The 20,834-nt window shown below is 55.2% G+C and carries 19 protein-coding genes; 9 read left to right on the forward strand and 10 right to left on the reverse strand.

Going from position 1 to position 20,834, the window contains the following annotated elements; translation table 11 throughout:
- A complete protein-coding gene (gene rppH / locus ACTJJA_RS15350) occupies positions 1-531 on the reverse strand; it encodes an RNA pyrophosphohydrolase (RefSeq protein WP_089601146.1) in 531 nt (176 codons plus the stop codon).
- A 683-nt stretch (positions 532-1,214) separates the two neighbouring features.
- On the opposite strand from rppH, the gene mutH reads away from it, so the two are divergent.
- From mutH to ACTJJA_RS15365, 3 genes are all read left to right on the forward strand, one after another.
- A complete protein-coding gene (gene mutH, locus ACTJJA_RS15355; RefSeq protein WP_109081807.1) occupies positions 1,215-1,907 on the forward strand; it encodes a DNA mismatch repair endonuclease MutH in 693 nt (230 codons plus the stop codon).
- A gap of 129 nt (positions 1,908-2,036) precedes the next feature.
- On the forward strand, positions 2,037-2,255 hold the full coding sequence (locus ACTJJA_RS15360) for a YgdI/YgdR family lipoprotein (protein ID WP_010435144.1): 219 nt from the start codon (positions 2,037-2,039) through the stop codon (positions 2,253-2,255).
- 132 nt (positions 2,256-2,387) lie between these two features.
- Positions 2,388-3,428, forward strand: a complete 1,041-nt coding sequence (locus ACTJJA_RS15365) for an NADP(H)-dependent aldo-keto reductase (protein WP_010435145.1) — start codon at positions 2,388-2,390, stop codon at positions 3,426-3,428.
- 93 nt (positions 3,429-3,521) lie between these two features.
- Here the strand turns inward: ACTJJA_RS15365 and lplT are convergent, their stop codons facing one another.
- Together lplT and aas are read right to left on the reverse strand one after the other, a co-directional pair.
- A complete protein-coding gene (lplT, locus tag ACTJJA_RS15370; protein WP_440668593.1) occupies positions 3,522-4,715 on the reverse strand; it encodes a lysophospholipid transporter LplT in 1,194 nt (397 codons plus the stop codon).
- Positions 4,708-6,867: a bifunctional acyl-ACP--phospholipid O-acyltransferase/long-chain-fatty-acid--ACP ligase gene (gene aas, locus ACTJJA_RS15375; protein ID WP_440668594.1), complete on the reverse strand. Its 2,160-nt coding sequence runs from the start codon at positions 6,865-6,867 to the stop codon at positions 4,708-4,710. Before aas ends, lplT begins: the two co-directional genes overlap by 8 nt.
- A 623-nt stretch (positions 6,868-7,490) precedes the next feature.
- On the opposite strand from aas, the gene galR reads away from it, so the two are divergent.
- The gene (galR, locus tag ACTJJA_RS15380; RefSeq protein WP_440668595.1) at positions 7,491-8,507 is read left to right on the forward strand and encodes an HTH-type transcriptional regulator GalR; all 1,017 of its coding nucleotides are present in this window, start codon (positions 7,491-7,493) and stop codon (positions 8,505-8,507) included.
- Here the strand turns inward: galR and ACTJJA_RS15385 are convergent.
- The 4 genes from ACTJJA_RS15385 to ACTJJA_RS15400 all read right to left on the reverse strand — a co-directional run bounded on the left by ACTJJA_RS15385 (position 8,468) and on the right by ACTJJA_RS15400 (position 12,552).
- Entirely contained in the window at positions 8,468-8,944 is a 477-nt protein-coding gene (locus ACTJJA_RS15385) for a GNAT family N-acetyltransferase (RefSeq protein ID WP_440668596.1), read from the reverse strand. The genes galR and ACTJJA_RS15385 overlap by 40 nt on opposite strands.
- A complete protein-coding gene (locus tag ACTJJA_RS15390) occupies positions 8,941-9,714 on the reverse strand; it encodes a GntR family transcriptional regulator (RefSeq protein ID WP_010435154.1) in 774 nt (257 codons plus the stop codon). The genes ACTJJA_RS15385 and ACTJJA_RS15390 overlap by 4 nt, the downstream gene beginning before the upstream one ends.
- Before the next feature lie 77 nt (positions 9,715-9,791).
- Complete coding sequence (locus tag ACTJJA_RS15395; protein ID WP_440668597.1) at positions 9,792-11,219, reverse strand: glycoside hydrolase family 1 protein; 1,428 nt, start codon at positions 11,217-11,219, stop codon at positions 9,792-9,794.
- A gap of 7 nt (positions 11,220-11,226) precedes the next feature.
- Positions 11,227-12,552, reverse strand: a complete 1,326-nt coding sequence (locus tag ACTJJA_RS15400; RefSeq protein WP_010435159.1) for a PTS sugar transporter subunit IIC — start codon at positions 12,550-12,552, stop codon at positions 11,227-11,229.
- Positions 12,553-12,852: 300 nt separating this feature from the next.
- Between ACTJJA_RS15400 and ACTJJA_RS15405 the strand changes: the two genes are divergently transcribed.
- A complete protein-coding gene (locus tag ACTJJA_RS15405) occupies positions 12,853-13,890 on the forward strand; it encodes a LacI family DNA-binding transcriptional regulator (protein WP_420986157.1) in 1,038 nt (345 codons plus the stop codon).
- Here the strand turns inward: ACTJJA_RS15405 and lysA are convergent.
- Entirely contained in the window at positions 13,860-15,122 is a 1,263-nt protein-coding gene (gene lysA / locus ACTJJA_RS15410) for a diaminopimelate decarboxylase (RefSeq protein ID WP_431139035.1), read from the reverse strand. The two genes, ACTJJA_RS15405 and lysA, sit on opposite strands and share 31 nt — an antisense overlap.
- A 126-nt stretch (positions 15,123-15,248) precedes the next feature.
- On the opposite strand from lysA, the gene ACTJJA_RS15415 reads away from it, so the two are divergent.
- Positions 15,249-16,175, forward strand: coding sequence for a LysR family transcriptional regulator (locus ACTJJA_RS15415; RefSeq protein ID WP_010435167.1), 927 nt, complete (start codon positions 15,249-15,251; stop codon positions 16,173-16,175).
- On the opposite strand, the gene ACTJJA_RS15420 is transcribed toward ACTJJA_RS15415, so the two are convergent.
- A complete protein-coding gene (locus ACTJJA_RS15420) occupies positions 16,170-16,862 on the reverse strand; it encodes an aspartate/glutamate racemase (protein ID WP_182401383.1) in 693 nt (230 codons plus the stop codon). The two genes, ACTJJA_RS15415 and ACTJJA_RS15420, sit on opposite strands and share 6 nt — an antisense overlap.
- Before the next feature lie 137 nt (positions 16,863-16,999).
- Between ACTJJA_RS15420 and ACTJJA_RS15425 the strand changes: the two genes are divergently transcribed.
- Complete coding sequence (locus ACTJJA_RS15425) at positions 17,000-17,323, forward strand: cupin domain-containing protein (protein ID WP_042715918.1); 324 nt, start codon at positions 17,000-17,002, stop codon at positions 17,321-17,323.
- 37 nt (positions 17,324-17,360) lie between these two features.
- On the opposite strand, the gene wzz(fepE) is transcribed toward ACTJJA_RS15425, so the two are convergent.
- The gene (gene wzz(fepE) / locus ACTJJA_RS15430; RefSeq protein ID WP_440668598.1) at positions 17,361-18,503 is read right to left on the reverse strand and encodes an LPS O-antigen length regulator Wzz(fepE); all 1,143 of its coding nucleotides are present in this window, start codon (positions 18,501-18,503) and stop codon (positions 17,361-17,363) included.
- Positions 18,504-19,042: 539 nt separating this feature from the next.
- Here wzz(fepE) and ACTJJA_RS15435 point away from each other — a divergent pair.
- Both ACTJJA_RS15435 and ACTJJA_RS15440 read left to right on the forward strand, forming a co-directional pair.
- The gene (locus tag ACTJJA_RS15435) at positions 19,043-19,933 is read left to right on the forward strand and encodes a carbohydrate ABC transporter permease (RefSeq protein WP_010435175.1); all 891 of its coding nucleotides are present in this window, start codon (positions 19,043-19,045) and stop codon (positions 19,931-19,933) included.
- The gene (locus ACTJJA_RS15440; RefSeq protein WP_100166336.1) at positions 19,926-20,828 is read left to right on the forward strand and encodes a carbohydrate ABC transporter permease; all 903 of its coding nucleotides are present in this window, start codon (positions 19,926-19,928) and stop codon (positions 20,826-20,828) included. The genes ACTJJA_RS15435 and ACTJJA_RS15440 overlap by 8 nt, the downstream gene beginning before the upstream one ends.
- The last annotated feature ends 6 nt before the right edge of the window (positions 20,829-20,834 follow it).

The raw sequence follows: 20,834 nt of genomic DNA on the forward strand, positions 1-20,834 counted from the left end.
TTAACCTCTTTTACGTCGCCAGGCAGGTGCGCTTTGCGGCTTAGGCGGGATCTCCTGAAGCTGCATGACAACACTTGCGAACTCTTTCATCACCCTACGGTAAACATCGCGCTTAAATGACACGACCTGACGAACAGGATACCAATAGCTCACCCAACGCCAGCCATCAAACTCCGGCGTACTGCTGGTTTGCATATTGATATCTGAATCGTTGCCCACCAACTGCAGAAGAAACCACTTCTGTTTCTGGCCGATACAAACCGGCTTTGTGTCCCAACGCACCAAACGTTTCGGTAACTTGTAACGCAACCAGTTGCGGGTCGAAGCCAGGATGCGAACATCTTTTCGGCTTAAACCGACCTCTTCAAACAGCTCCCGGTACATCGCTTGTTCTGGGGACTCTCCTGGATTGATCCCGCCTTGCGGGAATTGCCAGGAGTGCTGACCATATCGACGGGCCCACATGACCTGACCCAGACGATTACAAATTACTATTCCTACGTTCGGGCGGTAGCCATCGTCATCAATCACCGGACTACCCCAAACTAAACCTTATATATGAATGATTGTTTCACACTACAGGGAGGCGGTAAACCACTCTCTTACAGGCTTGCAACCTAATAACATTTGAATAACTCACAAATATGTGTGGAGTTATAAACAGATGAGGGACCGTAAGGGCAATTTTATTCACCTTTTCTGTGGATATAGTTGTGAAGAAGTATGGAATTACCGATGAACAACCTGAGTCGTCGTTTAGAGCCGCTTACACCGCACATTACAAAAAATACTATATTTCATTAGGTTATACCTTTAATTATTGATGCGAGGACTGATAACGTGACGATCATCACATCAGCGATCGTTGTACTGATGAAAGATCGAACAGCGTCGGTTTTATCCACAGATTGTGCCAATAAGTTAGGCACAATTTGTCTGAAAATTCGATTTTCGTCGCACGTCAAGGCTGTAAATCGAAACAGTAGTGTGGGTTATTCCCAGTTATCCCACTTTTCTGTGGATAACAGGGTTTAAGATCCTGTTTATTGTCAGTGACCAGATTTGAACAACCTGTTTTTAGCCGCGGACATAATAATTTTTCAGTAGTAAAAAAACCTATAAATCATACACATGGATTATTCGTACAGAAAACGGTAGACTCTATCCACAAGGGATAATTTCTTAGTTTATTTTTTAATCAGAAGGTTACCGTCATGCTTCCGCTTGCTCCCTTGCTTACTCCCCCCTCCAGCGAAACCGAGTTGCTGACTCAGGCGCAGCGCCTGGCAGGCTATTCGCTTGGCGATCTGGCGGCAATGGCGGGTCTACCGATCCCTGACGATCTGAAAAGAGACAAGGGCTGGATCGGCATGCTGCTGGAACTGTGGTTAGGTGCCAGCGCGGGCAGTAAGCCAGAACAAGATTTCGCCGCACTGGGCGTGGAGTTAAAAACGATCCCCATCGACAGGCAGGGAAGACCGCTGGAAACCACGTTTGTCTGCGTGGCGCCGTTGACCGGCAATACCGGCGTAACCTGGGAAACCAGCCACGTACGTCATAAACTGAAACGCGTGCTGTGGGTTCCGGTGGAAGGTGAACGGCAGATCCCGCTAGCCGAACGGCGGGTGGGCGCGCCGCTGCTCTGGAGCCCTGATGAAGACGAAGAGCAGCAGTTGCGTCTGGACTGGGAAGAGCTAATGGACATGATCGTCCTTGGGCAGGTTGAGCGCATCACCGCCCGTCATGGTGAGGTGTTGCAGCTGCGTCCAAAGGCGGCCAACAGCAAGGCCCTTACCGAAGCGATCGGCGCTCATGGCGAGCCGATCCTGACGTTGCCTCGCGGCTTTTATCTCAAAAAGAATTTCACTGGCACGCTGCTCGCACGCCATTTCTTACTTAAAACGTAGGTTTTTAACGAATTTTGCGAGCTATCAAACATAATCACCTGGTTTTTAAGATTTTACTACTTCCTGCTTTCGTCATATCAGGTTATTACTACACTATGATTTAATACAAGCCAGGTGAGGACGATAACGATGAAAAAATGGGCAGTGTTAATTTCTGCAGTCGGGTTGGCGTTTGCGGTATCAGGCTGTAGCAGTGATTATGTTATGTCTACAAAAGATGGTCGGATGATCCTGACCGATGGTAAACCCGAAGTCGACGACGATACCGGGCTGGTGAGTTACCGCGACCCGGCAGGGAATAAAATGCAGATTAACCGCGACGAAGTCTCGCAAATTATCGAGCGCTAAACCCGTTAAAGGTCAGTCGCTTGCTGGCCTTTTTGATTTTTCCCTTCCCCTTTTGCTTCCCCTCTGCCATGTTTATATTCCTTTGTCGGGAAGTTCCTGACGCGTCTGTATGTTTAATGAAGGAAGCCGGCTATGCATTATCACCGTATCCCCCATAGCGCTCTGGAGATAAGCCAACTGGGGTTGGGCACGATGACATTTGGTGAACAAAACAGCGAAGCCGATGCCCATGCACAACTCGATTACGCCGTTAGCCAGGGTATTAACCTGATTGACGTCGCAGAGATGTACCCTGTTCCTCCCCGTCCGGAAACGCAGGGGCTGACTGAAACTTATGTGGGAAACTGGCTGGCAAAACGCGGTAATCGCGAAAAGCTCGTTATCGCCTCAAAAGTCAGCGGCCCCTCACGTAATAACGATGCCGGGATCCGCCCAAACCAGATCCTCGATCGTAAGAATATTCGCGCCGCGCTGGATGCCAGCCTGAAGCGTCTGCAAACCGACTATCTCGATCTCTACCAGGTACACTGGCCGCAGCGTCCGACTAACTGCTTTGGCAAGCTCGGCTACAGCTGGAACGAGAGCGCGCCCGCCGTTACGCTGCTGGAAACGCTGGAAGCGCTGACCGAGTGCCAGCGCGCGGGGAAAATCCGCTACATCGGCGTGTCTAACGAAACGGCATTTGGCGTGATGCGTTATCTGCACCTTGCCGATAAACACGATCTCCCGCGCATCGTCACCATCCAGAACCCGTACAGCCTGCTTAACCGCAGCTATGAGGTTGGTCTGGCGGAAGTGACGCAGTATGAAGAGGTGGAGCTGCTGGCCTATTCCTGTCTCGGCTTCGGCACGCTGACGGGCAAATACCTGAACGGCGCGAAGCCTGCCGGGGCGCGTAACACGCTCTTCAGCCGCTTTACCCGCTACAGCGGTGAGCAAACGCAGAAAGCCGTTGCGGCCTATGTGGATATCGCGAAGCGTCACGGTCTTGACCCTGCGCAGATGGCGCTGGCCTTCGTGCGGCGTCAGCCGTTTGTTGCCAGCACCCTGCTGGGCGCGACCACTATGGAGCAGTTGAAAACCAATATTGAGAGTTTCAACCTGAACCTGAGTGAAGAGGTGTTAGCGGAGATTGAAGCGGTGCATCAGGTTTATACTTATCCTGCACCGTGATAAAAGCAAAACGGCAACGCACGTTGCCGTTTTTAGGATTTGCCCCCTCTCCCTGTGGGAGAGGGCCGGGGTGAGGGCATCAGGCCGCACTTATCAACGCCGACGCTGCCAGATCCATAATCCCGTGATCGCCAGCGCAAACAGCGCGCCAAACCCGACGCCAATGGCCACCACCGGCACACCCACTTTGACCGCCAGCGAATAAAGGCCCAGCATCAGCAGCATCGCCACGTTTTCGCCAAGGTTTTGCACGGCAATGGCATTTCCGGCCCCCACGGTCTGCTTTCCGCGCTCCTGCAAAAGCGCATTCAGCGGCACCACAAAGAAACCACCCAGTATACCAATCAGGATAAGCAGCACGTATGCTGGCAACAACGCATGCTGAAGCGAGAAGAACAGCACGCCGACACCGATTAAAATCCCTGCGGGCATACAGCGCGCAACGGTCTCAAGCGTGACCAGTTTCGCCGCCGCCCCTGCCCCGACGACAATCCCAACGGCGACCATTGCATTCAGGTAGGTTGGCGTTGCGTTGTCGGTGATCCCCAGCGCCATCGGTACCCACAGCACCAGCAGGAAACGTAGCGTGACGCCCGCCCCCCAGAACATGCTGGTTCCCATCAATGAGAAACGCGTTTCACCGTTGCGCCACAGTACGCGGCAGGCGTTAAAGAAGCTGCCGGTCATCGGCCCGAAACGCCAGGATTGACCCGGACGCGCCACCGGCAGTCTGGGAATAAACAGGTTCGCGATAACCGCCCCGCCGTACACCACCGCACAAACGCCCAGAGCCGCCAGCACATGCCAGTCCGCCAGTACACCGCCCGCCACGGACCCGAGCAAAATCGCCGCGATGGTAGAAGACTCCATCAGACCGTTGGCTTTAACAAGCTTATCGCCCGTCGTCAGCTCGCCCAGGATGCCATACTTCGCCGGAGAGTAAGATGCCGCGCCAATGCCTACCAGCGTATAGCCGATAAACGGGTTGATACCAAAGCAGATACTTGCCGCACCCAACAGCTTCAGGCCGTTGGCGAACATCATCACTCGACCTTTAGGGAAGCTGTCCGCCACCTGCCCCACAAACGGCGCGAAAATAATGTAAGCACCCACAAACACCATCTGCAGGATCGGCTGGCTCCAGTCAGGGTAAAACTCGGCCTTGAGCAACGCCAGCGTGGCAAACAACAGCGCGTTATCACCGAACGCAGAGAGAAACTGCGCGGCGATAACCGCCATCATGCCCTTCGACCGGAGTGAGTTGTTAGCCTGTGCTGACTCATGCATTTTGCTGTTCCGCCTCTTCAACCATGCCCTTGAGGGTCACGAAATCGGGCTTACCGCTGCCCAGCACCGGAAGCTGTTTGAGGTAGCGAATATCACGCGGCACGGCCAGTTCAGGGATACCATGCTCGCGCGCATGCTTAAGCAACGCGTCACGCTTAAGCTCACTGTCCGTGGTGAAGAGCACCAGCGCCTCACCTTTACTCGCATCGCTCTTCACGACCGTGGCGTGTAGTTTGTCAGCGGAGACCGCTGTTGCCAGCATCTCCACCATTTCAAGGGAGATCATTTCGCCCGCAATTTTAGCGAAGCGTTTTGCACGTCCCTGGATCTTCACAAAGCCCTGCTCGTCGAAGCGAACAATATCACCCGTGTCGTACCAGCCGGTCTCAACGTCCCCGTTGACGTTTTCCGCCGTTGGCGCTTCGAGCACGCCTGGGTTTTCTACGCGAAGATAGCCGTTCATCACGTTGGGTCCTTTCAGCTGCAGGCGCCCCCCCTCTTCAATCCCCGGTACCGCCAGCAGGCGCGCATCCATCCCCGGCAGAATGCGGCCAACCGTCCCCGGCTTCGCCGCCATCGGCACGTTGATAGAGACCACCGGCGCGCACTCCGTGACGCCGTAGCCTTCCAGAATGCGCAGGCCAAACTTGTCCTGCCAAATCTGCCGCGTGCTGTCCTGCAGTTTTTCCGCACCGGCAACCACATAGCGCACGCGGAAGAAATCATACGGATTGGCAAAGCGCGCATAGTTGCCAAGGAACGTTGAAGTGCCGAACAGCACGGTACAGTTACGGTCATAAACCAGCTCAGGCACAATGCGGTAGTGCAGCGGGCTTGGGTAGAGGAATACTTCGGCACCGGTGAGCAGCGGCGTAAAGAGACCGACGGTCAGGCCGAAAGAGTGGAACAGCGGCAGCGCGGACATAAAGCGATCGTTAGCGGTAAAGTCGGCAATCGTTTTGATCTGCTCAACGTTCGCCAGAATGCTTTTGTGGCTGTGGACGACGCCTTTCGGGTTGCCCTCAGAGCCGGAGGTGAAAAGGATAATCGCATCATCTTCCGGCTGCTGTTTGACCTGCGCCAGGCGAGGCGCGAGCAGGTGAGCAAAAATCCACAGCTTGTCGAGCGTCGTGACGTCCGCTTTCAGATCTTCCAGGAAGACCCAGCGCACCTGGGTAAGCTGCTCCGGCAGGTGCCAGAGTTTGCCTTTTTCCAGGAACTGACGGGAAGTAAAGACGGTATTGATCTGGGCGGCAGTGATGGCGCTGGTAAGCCCTTTCACACCCGCCGTGTAGTTCATCATCGCCGGAATACGCCCGCGAGAAACGGCACCAAAAATCACCGCCGCGCTGATCCCGGCGTTAGGCAGCATCAGGCCAATTTTTTCGCCCCGCTTGCTGTACTTCTCAAGAATACGGCCCACGAACAGGGTTTTGGTCAGCAGTTTGCGATAGGTGTCCGGGGTGAAGTTGATGTCTTCAATGCAGTTTTTCTTCGCGCCGTAGCGGTACTGCGCCGACAGCAGAGATTCGTACAACGTCTCGCGCGGACGGACGGCCATGCGCGCTTCCATCATTATCTGATGGAGCATTTCACCGGCGATTTTACGACGATCGCGCGCGCGCGGCGCTTCCGGCATAGGGAGCGTTGTGGGCGGCAGAATATGCAGGATAATTTGGGGGAACAGGCGCTGCTTCACTAACCCCTTCAGGCGGCTGAAATAGGTCAGTTCTGCTCCATCAATGCGCAGCGGCACCACGGTGGCCTGTGACTTCGCCGCGACAAAACCGGCCCCGTCATAAATTTTCATCAGCGAACCGGTCACGGAAATTCTCCCTTCGGGGAAAATGACCACCGGACGCCCCTGCTCAACCAGACGCACCAGATGTTTGATCATCATCGGTTTTGTTGGGTCGAGCGGGACAAAATCAATCAGCGGCGCCAGCCAGCGCATGTACCATTTTTGGCTGATGGAACTGTAGACCGCAAAGACTGGCCGCACGGGTAAAAACAGCGCCAGCAATATGCCATCAAGAAAAGAAACGTGGTTCGGCGTGATAAGAACACGTTCGCCATAAAGTGCCTGCGCATCGCCCGTGACGCGGAGACGGAAGAGAATACGGAACAGTGTGCGGAAGAACCCAAAAAGCATTTCAACTCCCTTTGCCAGCCAGAATGAAGGGTTGATAGTAAATGGTGGCAGATTACACGAGAAGTGGGGAGGGAGCGACAGCAAAAACGGAGGCGAAAAAAAACCTGCGCATCCGCGCAGGTTGGTGCAAGAGATGAGTACGAAACCGTACCAAGAATTCTCACCAATCAATACCTCTGGGATCTTGATTGTGGCTGTTCACCCGGCGCTTCGCCAGTGAGAAAACGCAAGGGAATGAGCCTAAGTGCAACCAGGTGTGTATATTCTCTTTTGCTGTTACAGGTTGAACTTACAGGCAAAAAAAACCTGCGTATAAACGCAGGTTGGTGTAAATCGTGTTAATCAACCGGAGTTGATTCCACCTATCAATACCTCTGGGATCTCGACTTTATCAACCCCGACATTGTCCTTGCTACCGGACAATCGCAACAGCCTGAGGCAAAGTGTAACTAAAGGTTCGGATTAACATTATTTTGACATGTCTGCCCGTGTAACGATTACACGACCAGGGGTGTTCTGCGTCACGTTTGACGAGGGTGTTACCCCGCTCCCCTTGAATGCGTGCCGCTTTTCCGTAACACTAGTTAGTGTGTAAACGCTTACCCCTAATAAGAAGGTAATAAATGGCGACAATTAAGGATGTGGCTCGTCTGGCTGGTGTTTCCGTCGCGACCGTCTCCCGCGTGATCAATAACTCTCCTAAAGCCAGTGACGCATCACGCCAGGCCGTGCAGGACGCCATGGAAAACCTGAATTATCACCCCAACGCCAATGCGCGCGCCCTTGCACAGCAATCTACCGAAACCATCGGGCTGGTCGTGGGCGATGTTTCCGATCCGTTTTTCGGGGCGATGGTAAAGGCAGTTGAGCAGGTTTCTTACCAGACGGGTAATTTTCTGCTGATCGGCAACGGCTATCATAATGAACTCAAAGAGCGCCAGGCCATTGAACAGCTGATTCGTCACCGCTGTGCCGCCCTGGTGGTTCACGCGAAAATGCTCCCCGATGCCGAACTCATTCATTTGATGAAGCAAATGCCCGGTATGGTGATCATCAACCGCATCATTCCCGGCTTCGAAAAGCGCTGCGTGGCGCTGGATGACCGCTACGGCGCCTGGCTTGCCACGCGACACCTGATTCAGCAAGGTCATACCCGAATTGGCTACCTGTGCTCAAACCACCCTATTTCCGACGCGGAAGATCGTTTGCAGGGGTATTACGACGCGCTACGTGAAAACGGTTTGCCGTGTAACGACCGGCTGGTGGCGTATGGTGAACCCGATGAAAGCGGTGGCGAGCAGGCCATGACGGAGCTGTTAGGTCGCGGACGAAATTTCACGGCGGTGGCCAGCTATAACGACTCGATGGCCGCAGGGGCAATGGGCGTGTTAAATGACAATGGCATTGAGGTTCCGGCAGAAATTTCGCTGATTGGCTTCGATGATGTGCTGGTGTCTCGCTACGTGCGCCCGCGCCTGACGACAGTGCGTTACCCCATTATCACCATGGCGACGCAGGCCGCCGAGCTGGCGTTAGCGCTGGCTGAACAGCGCCAGCCGCCGGATATTACGCATTTGTTCAGCCCGACGCTGGTGCGCCGTCATTCCGTTGCGTCTCTTGCAGAAGCACAGAGCGAATAACGGTAGAGGTGAACCTGCGTATTCGGGTATTCCAGCCCATCGCCAATGTACTGCCAGCCGTAGCGTTCGTAGAAGTCGCGGCAGGCAGACCACAGATGTAGCTCGGTGTACCCGGCCTGCGCGGCATACGCAATAACATGCTCCTGAAGCTTCCCCGCGAGTCCTTTTCCTCGCGCCGCCTCGTCCACGTACAGCGCCGCCAGCCAGGGATAAAGATCCTGACGCGTGATGAGATCGCAGCGCCATAATCCGACGGTGCCCAGAAGCCGTTCATCCTCAACGGCAATAAACGTCAGCGGCAGCGCGCCGGGCGTCTGGCTGTGATCGATAACGCTCTTGAAAAATTCACGCGGCAGGCCGTCTCCGAAGGCCCGCCAAATCCAGTCGATCGCCTGGTCCGCAAACTGCGGCGCGGCGTACAGCGGCAGGATCGTCATACCAGTTTCCCCTGGAACAGGGGAACAGATTCAAACAGATAGCCGTCGAAATCCGGCGCATCTTCATCCGACAGCTCCAGCAAACTCTTTTTCACGTTTTCCAGATGCTGGAACATTGCCTGCCATGCGCCCATGACGTCGCGACGGCGCAGGGCCGCAAGGATGGTCTGCCGGTCGCCCAGCCATTTAAGGCGATACGCGCGGCTGGCGATGTGGACGTTAAACTGCTGCCACAGCGGGCTGCTGTCCATGTGATGCCAGATGCTCTCGACGGTCGCCAGCAGCATCTGGTTTTGCGTCGCCCCCGCCAGCACCAAGTGGAACATCTTGTTGTTGTCCTGGCTGCGATCGTCCGCGGCGATGGCCCGCTGCTCCTGCTCGATGATGCGGCGCAGGTTATCGATATCGGCTCGCGTCGCCATTTTGGCGGCAAAGGCGGCGATGTTGCTTTCGAGGAGCTGGCGCGCCTGTAAGATCTCAAACGGGCCAACGTCGCTATTGAGGAAGCGTTCTTCCTCGTTTTCATGTTCTTCAGGAATACGCATCACGTAGACGCCGGACCCCTGGCGAATATCTACCGTGCCCTGTAGCTCCAGCATCAGCAGCGCCTCACGCACGATAGTACGGCTTACGCCGTAGGTCTCGGCTATGTTGCGCTCCGGCGGCAGGCGCGACCCAACGGGATAATGCCCCTGGATAATTTGCGCCCGTAAATCCTCGCCAATTTCCTGGTACTGTTTTTTTTCCGGCAGGATGACAGCCTTATCCACGTTTTCACCTGTGTTTTTCAGTTAAGCGCAGGCCGGGCGTCCTCCCGGCCAGTTTGTGCGCTATTTTATCAGAATGCCTACTTCCATTCATCGTCAACGCTGAGCGTCAGCACGCGCTCATCGCGCAACTGACGGAACCAGGTGGCCGATTTTTTCGCGCGGCGGGCGCGGTGGTTTTCGAGGTCGATTTCAATTAACCCATAGCGGTTTTTGAAGGCGTTCATCGGCGAGACGTTGTCGGTAAAGGCCCAGAGCATATAGCCGCGGCAATTCGCCCCCTCCTCGCGCGCCAGCAGCGCGTAGTAGAGGTGTTCGCTGATAAAGTCGATGCGATAGGCGTCATCAATCATGCCGTCACGATTGCGCAACTGGGCTTCGTTTTCAACCCCCATACCGCTCTCCGCCACGAACCAGTCGATATTGCGGTACTCCTTTTTAATCCGCATCGCCATGTCGTAGATAATGCGCGGATAAATCTCCCAGCCGCGGGATCTGTTCATCCGCCGCCCCGGCAGCTCGAACGGCTCGTAGTAGTACGCCGGGTGGAACGGCGTCTCCGGGTGCCAGGCGCGGGAAGGCGCTTTCACCCGGTGCGGGTAATAGAGGTTGATGCCCAGCTCGTCCACGGTGTTGTCGGCAATCAGCGCCAGCTCTTCCGCCGTGTAGTCCCATTCAACCTGATGCTGCTCAAGCAGGGTAACGAGTTCCTGCGGGTAGCGGCCGTGCACCAGCGGGTCGAGGAACACGCGGTTATAAAACAGATCGTAGATCTCCGCCGCCCGCACGTCGTGTGGCGCGCGGGAACGCGGGTAGGTCACTTCCGGGTTGAGAATACAGCCGACGGAGCCGTCATATCCCTTTTCCCGGAATAGCTTCACGACCTTCGCCGTCGCCAGCACCTTGTGGTGATTCCACTGCATCCACGTACCGGTGTTCTGCTCGTACGGCCAGCGCAGCGCGTCCAGGTAAACGCGGGTCTGCACCACGATCGGCTCGTTGAAGCTAAACCAGCGGGTAACTTTGCCGTGGTAGCGGTCAAACACCTTTTCCGCATAGCGGACAAATAGCTCAACCACATGCTTCGACGCCCAGCCGCCGTATTTTTCAAGCAGCGCGCCAGGGAGCTCGTAATGCTCCAGGCAGATCATCGGTTCGATGCCCTGACGATGCATCTCATCGAACAGCGCGTCGTAGTACGCGGCGTACTCTTCATCCACCGTCGCGTTTTCATAGTCGGTCAAAAAACGCGACCAGTTGATGGAGGTGCGGTAGTGCGTCAGCCCCGCCTGCTTCATCAGGGCCACGTCCTCGCGAAAGCGATTGATAAAATCGGTCGCCACCGCCGGGCCGTAGCCGTTATGCCAGACGTGACGATCGTTCTTGTACCAGAGATCGATCCACGAATCCTGACCCGGTTTTTTACCGCTCCAGCCCTCGGTTTGCCAGGCTGATGCCGCTGCGCCCAGAATGAAATCCTGCGGTATCGTAATCTGTTTTGTGCTCATCACGTCCTCATACGTTATCGGTGGCTTGCTTCAACGCGGCCTGCTCTGCACGGCGTGAGGCAATTTTCACAAACGGCAGATAGATAATCACCGCCGTCACAATGCAGATAAGCTGGGTGATCACCGCCCCCATCGAGCCTGCGGTAGAGAGCCAGGCGTTAATCAGCGGCGGCGTGGTCCACGGCACCATCACCACGGCTTTGCCGGCAAAACCGGTCACCGTCGCAAAATAACCGATGGAGCCCGTCACCAGCGGGGTAATGATGAACGGAATGGCAAGGATCGGGTTGAGCATGATTGGCATACCGAAAATCACCGGCTCGTTGATGTTGAACAGGCCAGGACCGATGGAGAGCTTGGCGATCTCCTTCATCTCTTTGCGTTTGGTGGCAATCATCACCGCGATCAGCAGACCGATAGTGAGCCCTGAGCCGCCAATGCTCATATACACATCCCAGAACGGCATGGTGATGATGTTTGGCACCTCTTTGCCCTGCTCGAACGCGCTCATGTTGACGGTGATCGCCCCCAGCAGCAGCGGCTCGCGGATCGGCTTGATCATCTGGTTGCCGTGAATGCCGATCACCCAGAACAGCTGGGCGACAAACATCAGCAGCAGAATGCCCGGCAGGCTTTGCACCACGCGCTCAAGCGGCTGTTGCACCACCTGATAAACCGCGTCGTAGAGATACATGCCGGTAAGCTGGTGGAACACAAAGCCAAAGGTGGCAATGGCGGTGGTAGTGATAATGGCCGGGATCAGCGCGGAGAACGACGCCGCCACGTTAGGCGGCACGGTGTCTGGCATTCTGATTTTCAGCCCCTTGCGGTTCTCCAGCCAGCAGTAAATCTCAACCGACAGAATGGCGATAAACATGCCGAGGAACAGGCTGCGGGTATCGGAGAACTGGCGCAGCAGCACGTCTTTCACCACGTGCATTTCGCCGTCCACCAGCATCTCTACGGTGGTCGGCGTGACGCAGATAAAGCAAATCACCGCCAGCAGGCCGGGGAACAGCGATTTAATGCCGTTAATGCGCCCCAGCTCAATACCGATCAGGAACACCGCGCCGATATTGAGGAAGTTCAGCGTGGCGTAATTGAGCGCACTGGTAATCGGTTTTAGCGCAGCGAGAAATGACAAAGACTCAAAGCTCGCCAGGCCATTTTTCGGATCCAGCACCATGTTGGAAATAAGAACAGAAAATGCCCCAACGATGATGACCGGCATTAAGGTAATAAAGGCAGACTTGATCGCCATGATATAGCGATAGCTGTTGAATTTGGTGGCAAAACTGCCCAGAGCGTCGATCAGTTTTTCCTGTAATGCCATAGGGTAATACCTCAGTAAAAGGGCTTTTATTGAATAAGGTGTACAGCCGGATACTATTGGCATACCAAAAATAGCTTCACGCCCCGATTTGTTCTGTGATTAAGCTCTCAACGCGACGTCCGGTATTCCAGATTGTGATTTATGACTGATTTGGCATACCACTTACAGCCGTTTGTCCTGACCTGATGGATCGTGACTGAAAAGCGTGATCCTGGTGGGCGTTTTGCCCTTCCCGCGTCGCTTATGCGCCGGATGGTCTGTGTTAAACTGCATGCCATTACGTGGAAGCAGGAATTTCGAATGGCAACAATGCTGGATGTCTCACTGCGTGCGGGCGTGTCAAAGGCCACCGTCTCGCGCGTACTGAACGGCACGGGTCAGGTTAAAGAGAGTACGCGTCAGCAGGTGTTCGCGGCGATGGAAGAACTGGGCTATCGCCCAAACTTTCTCGCGCGTTCGCTCGCCAACCAGACCAGCAACAGCATTGGTCTGGTGGTCTCCACCTTCGACGGATTTTACTTCGGCCGCCTGCTGCAGCAGGCCTCCCGACAAACAGAAACGCACGGTAAACAGCTGATCGTGACCGACGGTCACGACGCGCCGGAGCAGGAAGAACAGGCGGTACAGATGCTGGCGGATCGTCAGTGCGATGCCATCGTGCTGTACACCCGCTACATGAGTGAAAAGGCGATCATCAAGCTGATGAACAGGGTGCAGACCCCGCTGGTGGTGATCAACCGGGAGGTCAGCCAGGCGGCGGATCGCTGCGTCTTCTTCGAACAACAGGATGCGGCATTCAAAGCGGTGGATTACCTGATTAGCCAGGGCCACAGGGAGATCGCCTGCATCACCGTTCCTATCCACACCCCAACCGGAAAAGCGCGTCTGATGGGCTACCGCAAGGCGCTGGAAAAGCACGGTATCCGGCTGGACGAGCGGCGGATTAAATACGGCGATGCGGGAATGACGCGGGGATATGAGCTGTGCAACGAGTTGATTGAGGAAAAGGTACCGTTCAGCGCGCTGTTTGCCTGTAACGATGATATGGCGCTGGGCGCGTCCAAAGCATTACACCAGGCCGGGCTGAAGATCCCGCAGGATATTTCGCTGTTTGGGTTTGACGATGCGCCGAGTGCAAAATGGCTGGAGCCTGCGCTCTCATCGGTGTATCTGCCGATTGACAACATGATCGTCACGGCGATCGATCAGGCGATCCGGCTGGCAAAAAACCAGCCGGTCGAAGCGATCCCGCCGTTTACCGGCACGCTGGTGTTGCGCGACTCGGTGACAACGGGGCCGTATTTTACTCAGACGAGTTCTAACGCCAGCAGTTCCTGAATGGTCTGGCGGCGGCGAATCAGTCGCGCCACGCCGTTATCAAACAGCACTTCCGGCAGCAGCGGGCGGCTGTTGTAGTTTGAGGACATCGACGCGCCGTACGCCCCGGTGTCGTGCAGCACCAGATAATCACCCGGCTTCACTTCTGGCAGCGCGCGCGTTTCCACTTTGCCGCCCTCCTGCTGGGTAAACACGTCGCCGGATTCGCACAGCGGGCCCGCCACGACGGTTTCTACGCGCGGCGCGTTAATCAGATCGCTACCGTCCGCAGCGAGCGCCGAGATATGGTGATAGCTGCCGTACATAGACGGACGCATCAGATCGTTAAAGCCTGCATCAATCAGCACAAAGTGACGGCTTCCCATCTCTTTCACGCTACGCACCTGTGCCACCAGCACGCCAGCCTCCGCCACCAGGAAACGCCCCGGTTCGATCTCCAGTTTTACCGGATGGCCCAGATGGGCAGCAATTTTGTCGCGCGCCGCACTCCACAGTCCGTAATAGTGATCGGTATCGATCGCCTCTTCCCCTTCACGGTAAGGAATGGACAACCCGCCGCCTGCGGAGATCGCCTCCAGATCCTGCCCGAAGTCGAGCACCTGGCGCACCATCGCACCGCACACCTGCTCAAGGTGACCATAATCCACGCCTGACCCGATGTGCATATGAATCCCCACCAGCTTCAGGTTATAACGCTGCAATACCTCAAGCGCGGCGGGCATATCGGCATACCAGATGCCATGCTTGCTATTTTCGCCGCCGGTATTGGTTTTTTGACTATGACCGTGGCCAAAGCCCGGGTTCACGCGCAGCCAGACGCGGTGGCCAGGAGACACCTGACCCAGCTGTTCCAGCATATCCACAGAGCCCGCGTTGACCGGGATCTGCAGCTCATGCACGCGCGCAAGCGTAGCGTCGTCGATCACGTCGGCGGTAAAGACAATCGCGTCACCGTCGGCTTTCGGATCAAACCCGGCCGCCAGCGCGCGCTCAATTTCGCCCAGAGAAACGGAGTCAACCTTTACCCCCTGCTCGCGCATCAGGCGCAGAATATGAATATTCGAGCAGGCTTTCTGGGCAAAACGCACCACGTCGAACTGATGCAGCGCGGCGATCTTCTCGCGAACGATCTGCGCGTCGTAGACCCACACCGGGCAGCCGAATTCGGCAGGCAGGCGCAGCAGGTTATCGGCGTTCAAATCAGTATCAGTCTGGTTCAGCGGGCGTGGCATGGTTATCTCCGGGGCATGAATCATTTTTTTATGATTACGCCACAAAATGAAGGGAATAAAAAATATCGTTTTATCCCGACTCTATGCAAAAATGATATGGAAACCTCACCCGCTTTCAGGTGCCCTATGCCCGCCGTTAACCTACGCCACATCGAGATTTTTCACGCCGTGATGACCGCCGGTAATCTCACGGAAGCCGCACAGATGCTGCATACCTCGCAGCCAACGGTCAGCCGTGAGCTGGCGCGTTTTGAAAAGGTGCTGGGGCTTAAGCTGTTTGAACGCGCGCGCGGCAGGCTTCACCCGACGGTGCAGGGATTACGTCTGTTCGAAGAAGTTCAGCGCTCGTGGTACGGGCTGGACAGGATCGTCAGCGCGGCGGAGAGTTTGCGGGAGTTTCGCCAGGGCGAGCTTTCCATCGTCTGCCTGCCCGTCTTTTCCCAGTCGTTTCTGCCGACGCTGCTGCAGCCGTTTCTGGCCCGCTATCCTGAGGTCAATCTCACCATTGTTCCGCAGGAGTCACCGCTGCTTGAAGAGTGGCTTTCCGCCCAGCGCCATGATTTGGGCCTGACGGAAACGCTCGCCACACCCGCAGGCACCGAGCGCACGGAGTTGCTCTCGCTGGATGAAGTTTGCGTCTTGCCCGCCGGGCATCGGCTCGCCGGTAAGGCCGTGCTGACGCCTGCAGATTTTCACGGGGAAAACTACATCAGCCTGTCCCAGACCGACAGCTACCGTCAGCTGCTGGATTCGCTGTTTGCCGAACATCAGGTGAAACGGCGGATGGTAGTGGAAACGCACAGCGCGGCGTCAATATGCGCCATGGTGCGCGCGGGCGTGGGCGTAGCGGTCGTCAATCCCCTCACGGCGCTGGACTATGCCGGAAGCGGGATCGTCATCCGCCGGTTTAGCGTGTCCGTTCCCTTCACCGTGAGCCTTATTCGCCCCCTGCACCGTCCGGCTTCGGCGCTGGTGGACGCTTTCACCGGGCATTTGACCGAGCACGCGCGTCAGGTGGCGCTTCGCTTACCTGACCTACAAAACGCCCTATGACAGCATAAACTCGACGGCATCGGCGGCGTGAATGGCCGCGGTGTCGAATACCGGAATGGCGCTTCGCTCGGCCGGCACCAGCAAACCGATTTCCGTGCAGCCGAAGATCACCCCTTCCGCTCCCTGCTGCGCGAGTCTCTCGATGACGCTGACGTAGTACGCGCGGGACGTTTCGCTGAAGGTGCCGAGACATAGCTCGTCGAAGATGATCTGATTGATGCGCGCCCGGTCAGCCTCGTCCGGGATCAGGCTTTCAATGCCGAACTCACTGCTCAGACGGCCACGATAAAAATCCTGCTCCATCGTATAGCGTGTGCCCAGCAGCGCCACGCGCGACATCCCGGATGCACGAATCGCGCGCCCGGTCGCATCCGCGATGTGCAGGAACGGCAGCGAACTGCGGTCTTCGATATGAGACGCCACTTTATGCATGGTGTTGGTACAGAGCAAAATGCCTTCCGCCCCCGCACGCTCCAGCCCCAGCGCCGCCTGCGCCAGGATCTCCCCGGCTTTATCCCACTCGCCGCTCGACTGGCAGGCTTCGATTTCATGGAAATCGACGCTGTGCAGCAGCAGGCTCGCGGAGTGCAGGCCACCCAGACGCTGTTTCACCCCTTCATTAATGAGGCGGTAATAGGGGATGGTCGATTCCCAGCTCATCCCACCCAACAGGCCGATCGTTTTCATGCATCCCTCCTTATGTGTTTCTGCCAGTGAAGCAAACTTGTGATCCTCTTTCCACTTCTTTGTCGCGTCATTTCTTTTTATCGCAGGGTGAGATAAGTTAAATGAAACATTGTTTCATTACATAACGGAGCGGAGAGATGTTTATTTTCCACAAAGAGACCACGCTTGAGGATCTGGGCAATGGCGTGACGCGGCGTATTCTGGCGCACGATGGAAAGATGATGGCGGTGGAGGTCAACTTTGAGCAGGGTGCGATTGGCCCGATGCACAATCACCCGCATGAACAGCTTACCTATGTGCTCTCCGGGGAGTTCGAGTTTACGATAGGTGAAGAAAAGCAGATCGTGACGGCGGGCGATACGCTCTATAAAGCGCCGCACGTGATGCACGGCTGCGTTTGCCTGAAGCCCGGCACCCTTCTGGATACCTTTACGCCGGTGCGCGACGATTTCCTGAAATAAAAAAAGGCGCTGAATCAGCGCCTTTTTAATATCGTCGTTACTCTGTTGCTGGCGTTACGGCCGTTATCGGTTCTGGCAGCGGATTGCGCGAGAGCATTGCCTCACGCAGCAGCACGCTGCCGCAGGCAAACAGGCCGCCCAGAATCCCTGCCAGCAGCACAATCAGGGCTTTGCCCGGACCGTCTTTTTTCACCGGCAGTGACGGTGAAAGCTGATACCTGAAGGGCTCAAGCTTCACGTCTTCCAGGGACAGTTTTTGCAGCTGAGTCAGATAGAATTCCCGGTTCTGGAAATCCGCATTCAGCTCGGCCACGTCCTTCAGATTCTTTTCAATCTGCAGCTTTTGCGCAATACCGTCAGCTCCCAGCGCCACGGAGTAGTCCGGGTCATCTTTTACCGCCTGTCCGTTGCTATAAACCGGCTTCTTAATACCTGCCGCGTTCGCCACTTCCAGCGAATAGTTAAGGCGCTGCAGGTTGGTGTTGTGGATATTGGTCAGACGTACGCGATCCAGCTCCAGCTGCTGCTGAACGACTTTCGTTTTCAGCGTGATCTGGTTACGGATATTTTCCATCGTCTCCTGCTCAACAATGCGGGAGATATAATCGATGTAACCTTCCAGAACCGTCTGCGCATCTCCCGCCGTCGGGGCGGTAAAGCTCAGCGTCCATGAGGTATACGGCGCTTTGTCTGCGTCTTTAACCTGCGTGTTATCTACCGCTTTCATTTTTTCAGCAATATTCACCACCGCGCGATGCAGCTCCAGCGGGTCTACCTCGGTGCCTTCCAGCTGAGACATCACGTACGGGGAGGTTTTCATGTACTCTTCGAGCAGTGACTGCGACTGAAACTTTTTGATGAACAGGTTAAACACGTCTCCATGGCTCACCTTTGCGTCGACATCCAACACCTGCAGCGTCACCATCATCTGGCGCAGCGTGTTCCACTGCGTCTGCTCGGCCGGTGTGATCACAGCTTTACTGGTCCATTTTTGCGGGATTAAAAACGCAATAGCCACCCCTACCACGGCAAACGCCAGGACGATCGTCACAATACGTTTTTTGGCCGCCAGAAGTACGTCTAACAATCCGAGAAGATCTATCTCTTTGGTGCTTACCGCCGGAGTGGCGTAACGGGGAAAATCGAGGTCCGTGTTTTTCTTGAAATCCATCGCTGACATAACCGTTCTTCTTTTTGGAGTGCAGTAAATTTCTGCCTGATTGGTTGCAGTGGTCGGATGATACAAGAAAGTAAGAATAATCTGAACGCCAGATTGTTCTATCTGTAGACCGACTATCAGATTTAGTAGGAAGTTTCTAAGCGGTATTGTTCTTATTAATCATTCGGCTTCTTCCCCCTCCTTTCCTTACTGTCGGGTGCGATTGTGTGAAATAGCGCAAAAATGCCACTCTCATCACCTTATTGAAACAGCGTTTCGACGCCGATCACATTTCCATCATTAAGCGAATGACGCAGAAATAAATAGCAATAATATAAAATAAAACGTTGTTTTAGTATTCAAGAACACCGGTTCGTAAGTTTTGAAACTTAACCATGACGCATTAAGGCAACGCCAATAAAAGCCTTATAAAACATAAAGTAAAAAGCAACGACTAACACATCACCTGACATATTTCCTCTCATGCTGAGCAGGGCAAGCGCGAGAAAGCTGTAACAAACCAGATTCCGTTTTAACCATTGATCGCCAGGTAGGTATGTATGAATGAAAACAAGCTGCTGGGGTTAGCGTGGATATCTCCCTACATCATCGGGTTGATACTCTTTACCGCCTTCCCCTTTGTTTCATCGTTTTTCCTCAGTTTTACGGATTACGATTTAATGAGTCCGCCGGTGTTTAACGGCATTGAGAACTATCGCTACATGTTTACCGAAGACACGCTCTTCTGGACATCCATGGGCGTGACCTTTGCTTACGTATTTTTAACCATCCCGTTAAAGCTCGCGTTCGCATTAGGGATTGCGTTTGTTCTGAACTTTAAATTACGCGGCATCGGCTTCTTCCGTACGGCCTACTATATTCCGTCCATCCTCGGCAGCTCCGTGGCTATTGCCGTTCTGTGGCGCGCGCTGTTTGCCATTGATGGCCTGCTGAACAGCTTTATCGGCGTGTTTGGTTTCGACCCGGTGAACTGGCTCGGTGAGCCGTCGCTGGCGCTGATGTCCGTTACCCTGCTGCGCGTCTGGCAGTTCGGCTCTGCGATGGTCATCTTCCTGGCCGCGCTGCAAAACGTTCCGCAGTCGCAGTATGAAGCGGCGATGATCGACGGTGCATCCAAATGGCAAATGTTCACAAAAGTGACGGTGCCGCTGATTACGCCGGTGATCTTCTTCAACTTCATCATGCAAACCACCCAGGCGTTCCAGGAATTTACCGGACCGTACGTGATTACCGGCGGCGGGCCAACCTACTCGACCTACCTGTTCTCGCTCTACATCTACGACACCGCGTTCAAATACTTCGATATGGGTTACGGGGCGGCGCTGGCGTGGATCCTGTTCCTGGTGGTGGCCGTCTTTGCCGGTATCGCCTTTAAGTCGTCGAAATACTGGGTGTTCTACTCCGCCGATAAAGGAGGCAAAAATGGCTGATATTCAGGAACTCTCCACGGCAAGACGCGTTGCAGAGCGCGAAGTCGCCCGTACGCTGCGCAGAGAGAAAATCAACGCCAGCATTCGCTACGCAATCCTGCTGATTGTCGGCCTGCTGATGCTCTACCCGCTGGTGTGGATGTTCTCGGCCTCGTTCAAACCGAACCACGAGATTTTCACCACCCTGAGCCTGTGGCCTGCCCATGCCACCTGGGACGGCTTTGTGAACGGCTGGAAAACCGGGACCGAATACAACTTCGGCCATTACATGCTCAACACCTTTAAGTATGTGATCCCGAAAGTGATCCTGACCATTATCTCGTCCACCATCGTGGCGTACGGTTTTGCCCGTTTCGAGATCCCGTGGAAGAAATTCTGGTTCGCCACGCTCATCACCACCATGCTGCTGCCCAGCACCGTGCTGCTGATCCCGCAGTACCTGATGTTCCGTGAAATGGGCATGCTTAACAGCTATATGCCGCTGTACCTGCCGCTGGCCTTCGCCACGCAGGGGTTCTTCGTCTTTATGCTGATCCAGTTCCTGCGCGGCGTGCCGCGTGACATGGAGGAAGCGGCGCAAATTGACGGCTGTAACTCCTTCCAGGTTCTGTGGTACGTGGTGGTGCCAATCCTGAAACCGGCCATTATCTCCGTCGCCCTGTTCCAGTTCATGTGGTCGATGAACGACTTTATTGGGCCGCTGATTTACGTCTACAGCGTGGATAAATACCCGATTGCACTGGCGCTGAAAATGTCCATCGACGTCACCGAAGGTGCGCCGTGGAACGAAATTCTGGCAATGGCGAGCATCTCCATTCTGCCATCCATCATTGTCTTCTTCCTGGCACAGCGCTACTTCGTACAGGGCGTCACCAGCAGCGGAATTAAAGGTTAAGAGGGA

The organism is Enterobacter sp. 22452 (genome assembly GCF_052045065.1).
In the GTDB taxonomy this organism is placed as follows: Bacteria; Pseudomonadota; Gammaproteobacteria; order Enterobacterales; family Enterobacteriaceae; genus Enterobacter; species Enterobacter mori.

Excerpts from the sequence above, each read along its gene's own strand:
- mutH (WP_109081807.1), top strand. The coding sequence starts at position 1,215 with ATGCTTCCGCTTGCTCCCTTGCTTACTCCCCCCTCCAGCGAAACCGAG.
- ACTJJA_RS15360 (WP_010435144.1), top strand. The coding sequence starts at position 2,037 with ATGAAAAAATGGGCAGTGTTAATTTCTGCAGTCGGGTTGGCGTTTGCG.
- ACTJJA_RS15365 (WP_010435145.1), top strand. The coding sequence starts at position 2,388 with ATGCATTATCACCGTATCCCCCATAGCGCTCTGGAGATAAGCCAACTG.
- lplT (WP_440668593.1), bottom strand. The coding sequence starts at position 4,715 with ATGCATGAGTCAGCACAGGCTAACAACTCACTCCGGTCGAAGGGCATG.
- aas (WP_440668594.1), bottom strand. The coding sequence starts at position 6,867 with ATGCTTTTTGGGTTCTTCCGCACACTGTTCCGTATTCTCTTCCGTCTC.
- galR (WP_440668595.1), top strand. The coding sequence starts at position 7,491 with ATGGCGACAATTAAGGATGTGGCTCGTCTGGCTGGTGTTTCCGTCGCG.
- ACTJJA_RS15385 (WP_440668596.1), bottom strand. The coding sequence starts at position 8,944 with ATGACGATCCTGCCGCTGTACGCCGCGCCGCAGTTTGCGGACCAGGCG.
- ACTJJA_RS15395 (WP_440668597.1), bottom strand. The coding sequence starts at position 11,219 with ATGAGCACAAAACAGATTACGATACCGCAGGATTTCATTCTGGGCGCA.
- ACTJJA_RS15400 (WP_010435159.1), bottom strand. The coding sequence starts at position 12,552 with ATGGCATTACAGGAAAAACTGATCGACGCTCTGGGCAGTTTTGCCACC.
- ACTJJA_RS15405 (WP_420986157.1), top strand. The coding sequence starts at position 12,853 with ATGGCAACAATGCTGGATGTCTCACTGCGTGCGGGCGTGTCAAAGGCC.
- lysA (WP_431139035.1), bottom strand. The coding sequence starts at position 15,122 with ATGCCACGCCCGCTGAACCAGACTGATACTGATTTGAACGCCGATAAC.
- ACTJJA_RS15415 (WP_010435167.1), top strand. The coding sequence starts at position 15,249 with ATGCCCGCCGTTAACCTACGCCACATCGAGATTTTTCACGCCGTGATG.
- ACTJJA_RS15420 (WP_182401383.1), bottom strand. The coding sequence starts at position 16,862 with ATGAAAACGATCGGCCTGTTGGGTGGGATGAGCTGGGAATCGACCATC.
- ACTJJA_RS15425 (WP_042715918.1), top strand. The coding sequence starts at position 17,000 with ATGTTTATTTTCCACAAAGAGACCACGCTTGAGGATCTGGGCAATGGC.
- ACTJJA_RS15435 (WP_010435175.1), top strand. The coding sequence starts at position 19,043 with ATGAATGAAAACAAGCTGCTGGGGTTAGCGTGGATATCTCCCTACATC.
- ACTJJA_RS15440 (WP_100166336.1), top strand. The coding sequence starts at position 19,926 with ATGGCTGATATTCAGGAACTCTCCACGGCAAGACGCGTTGCAGAGCGC.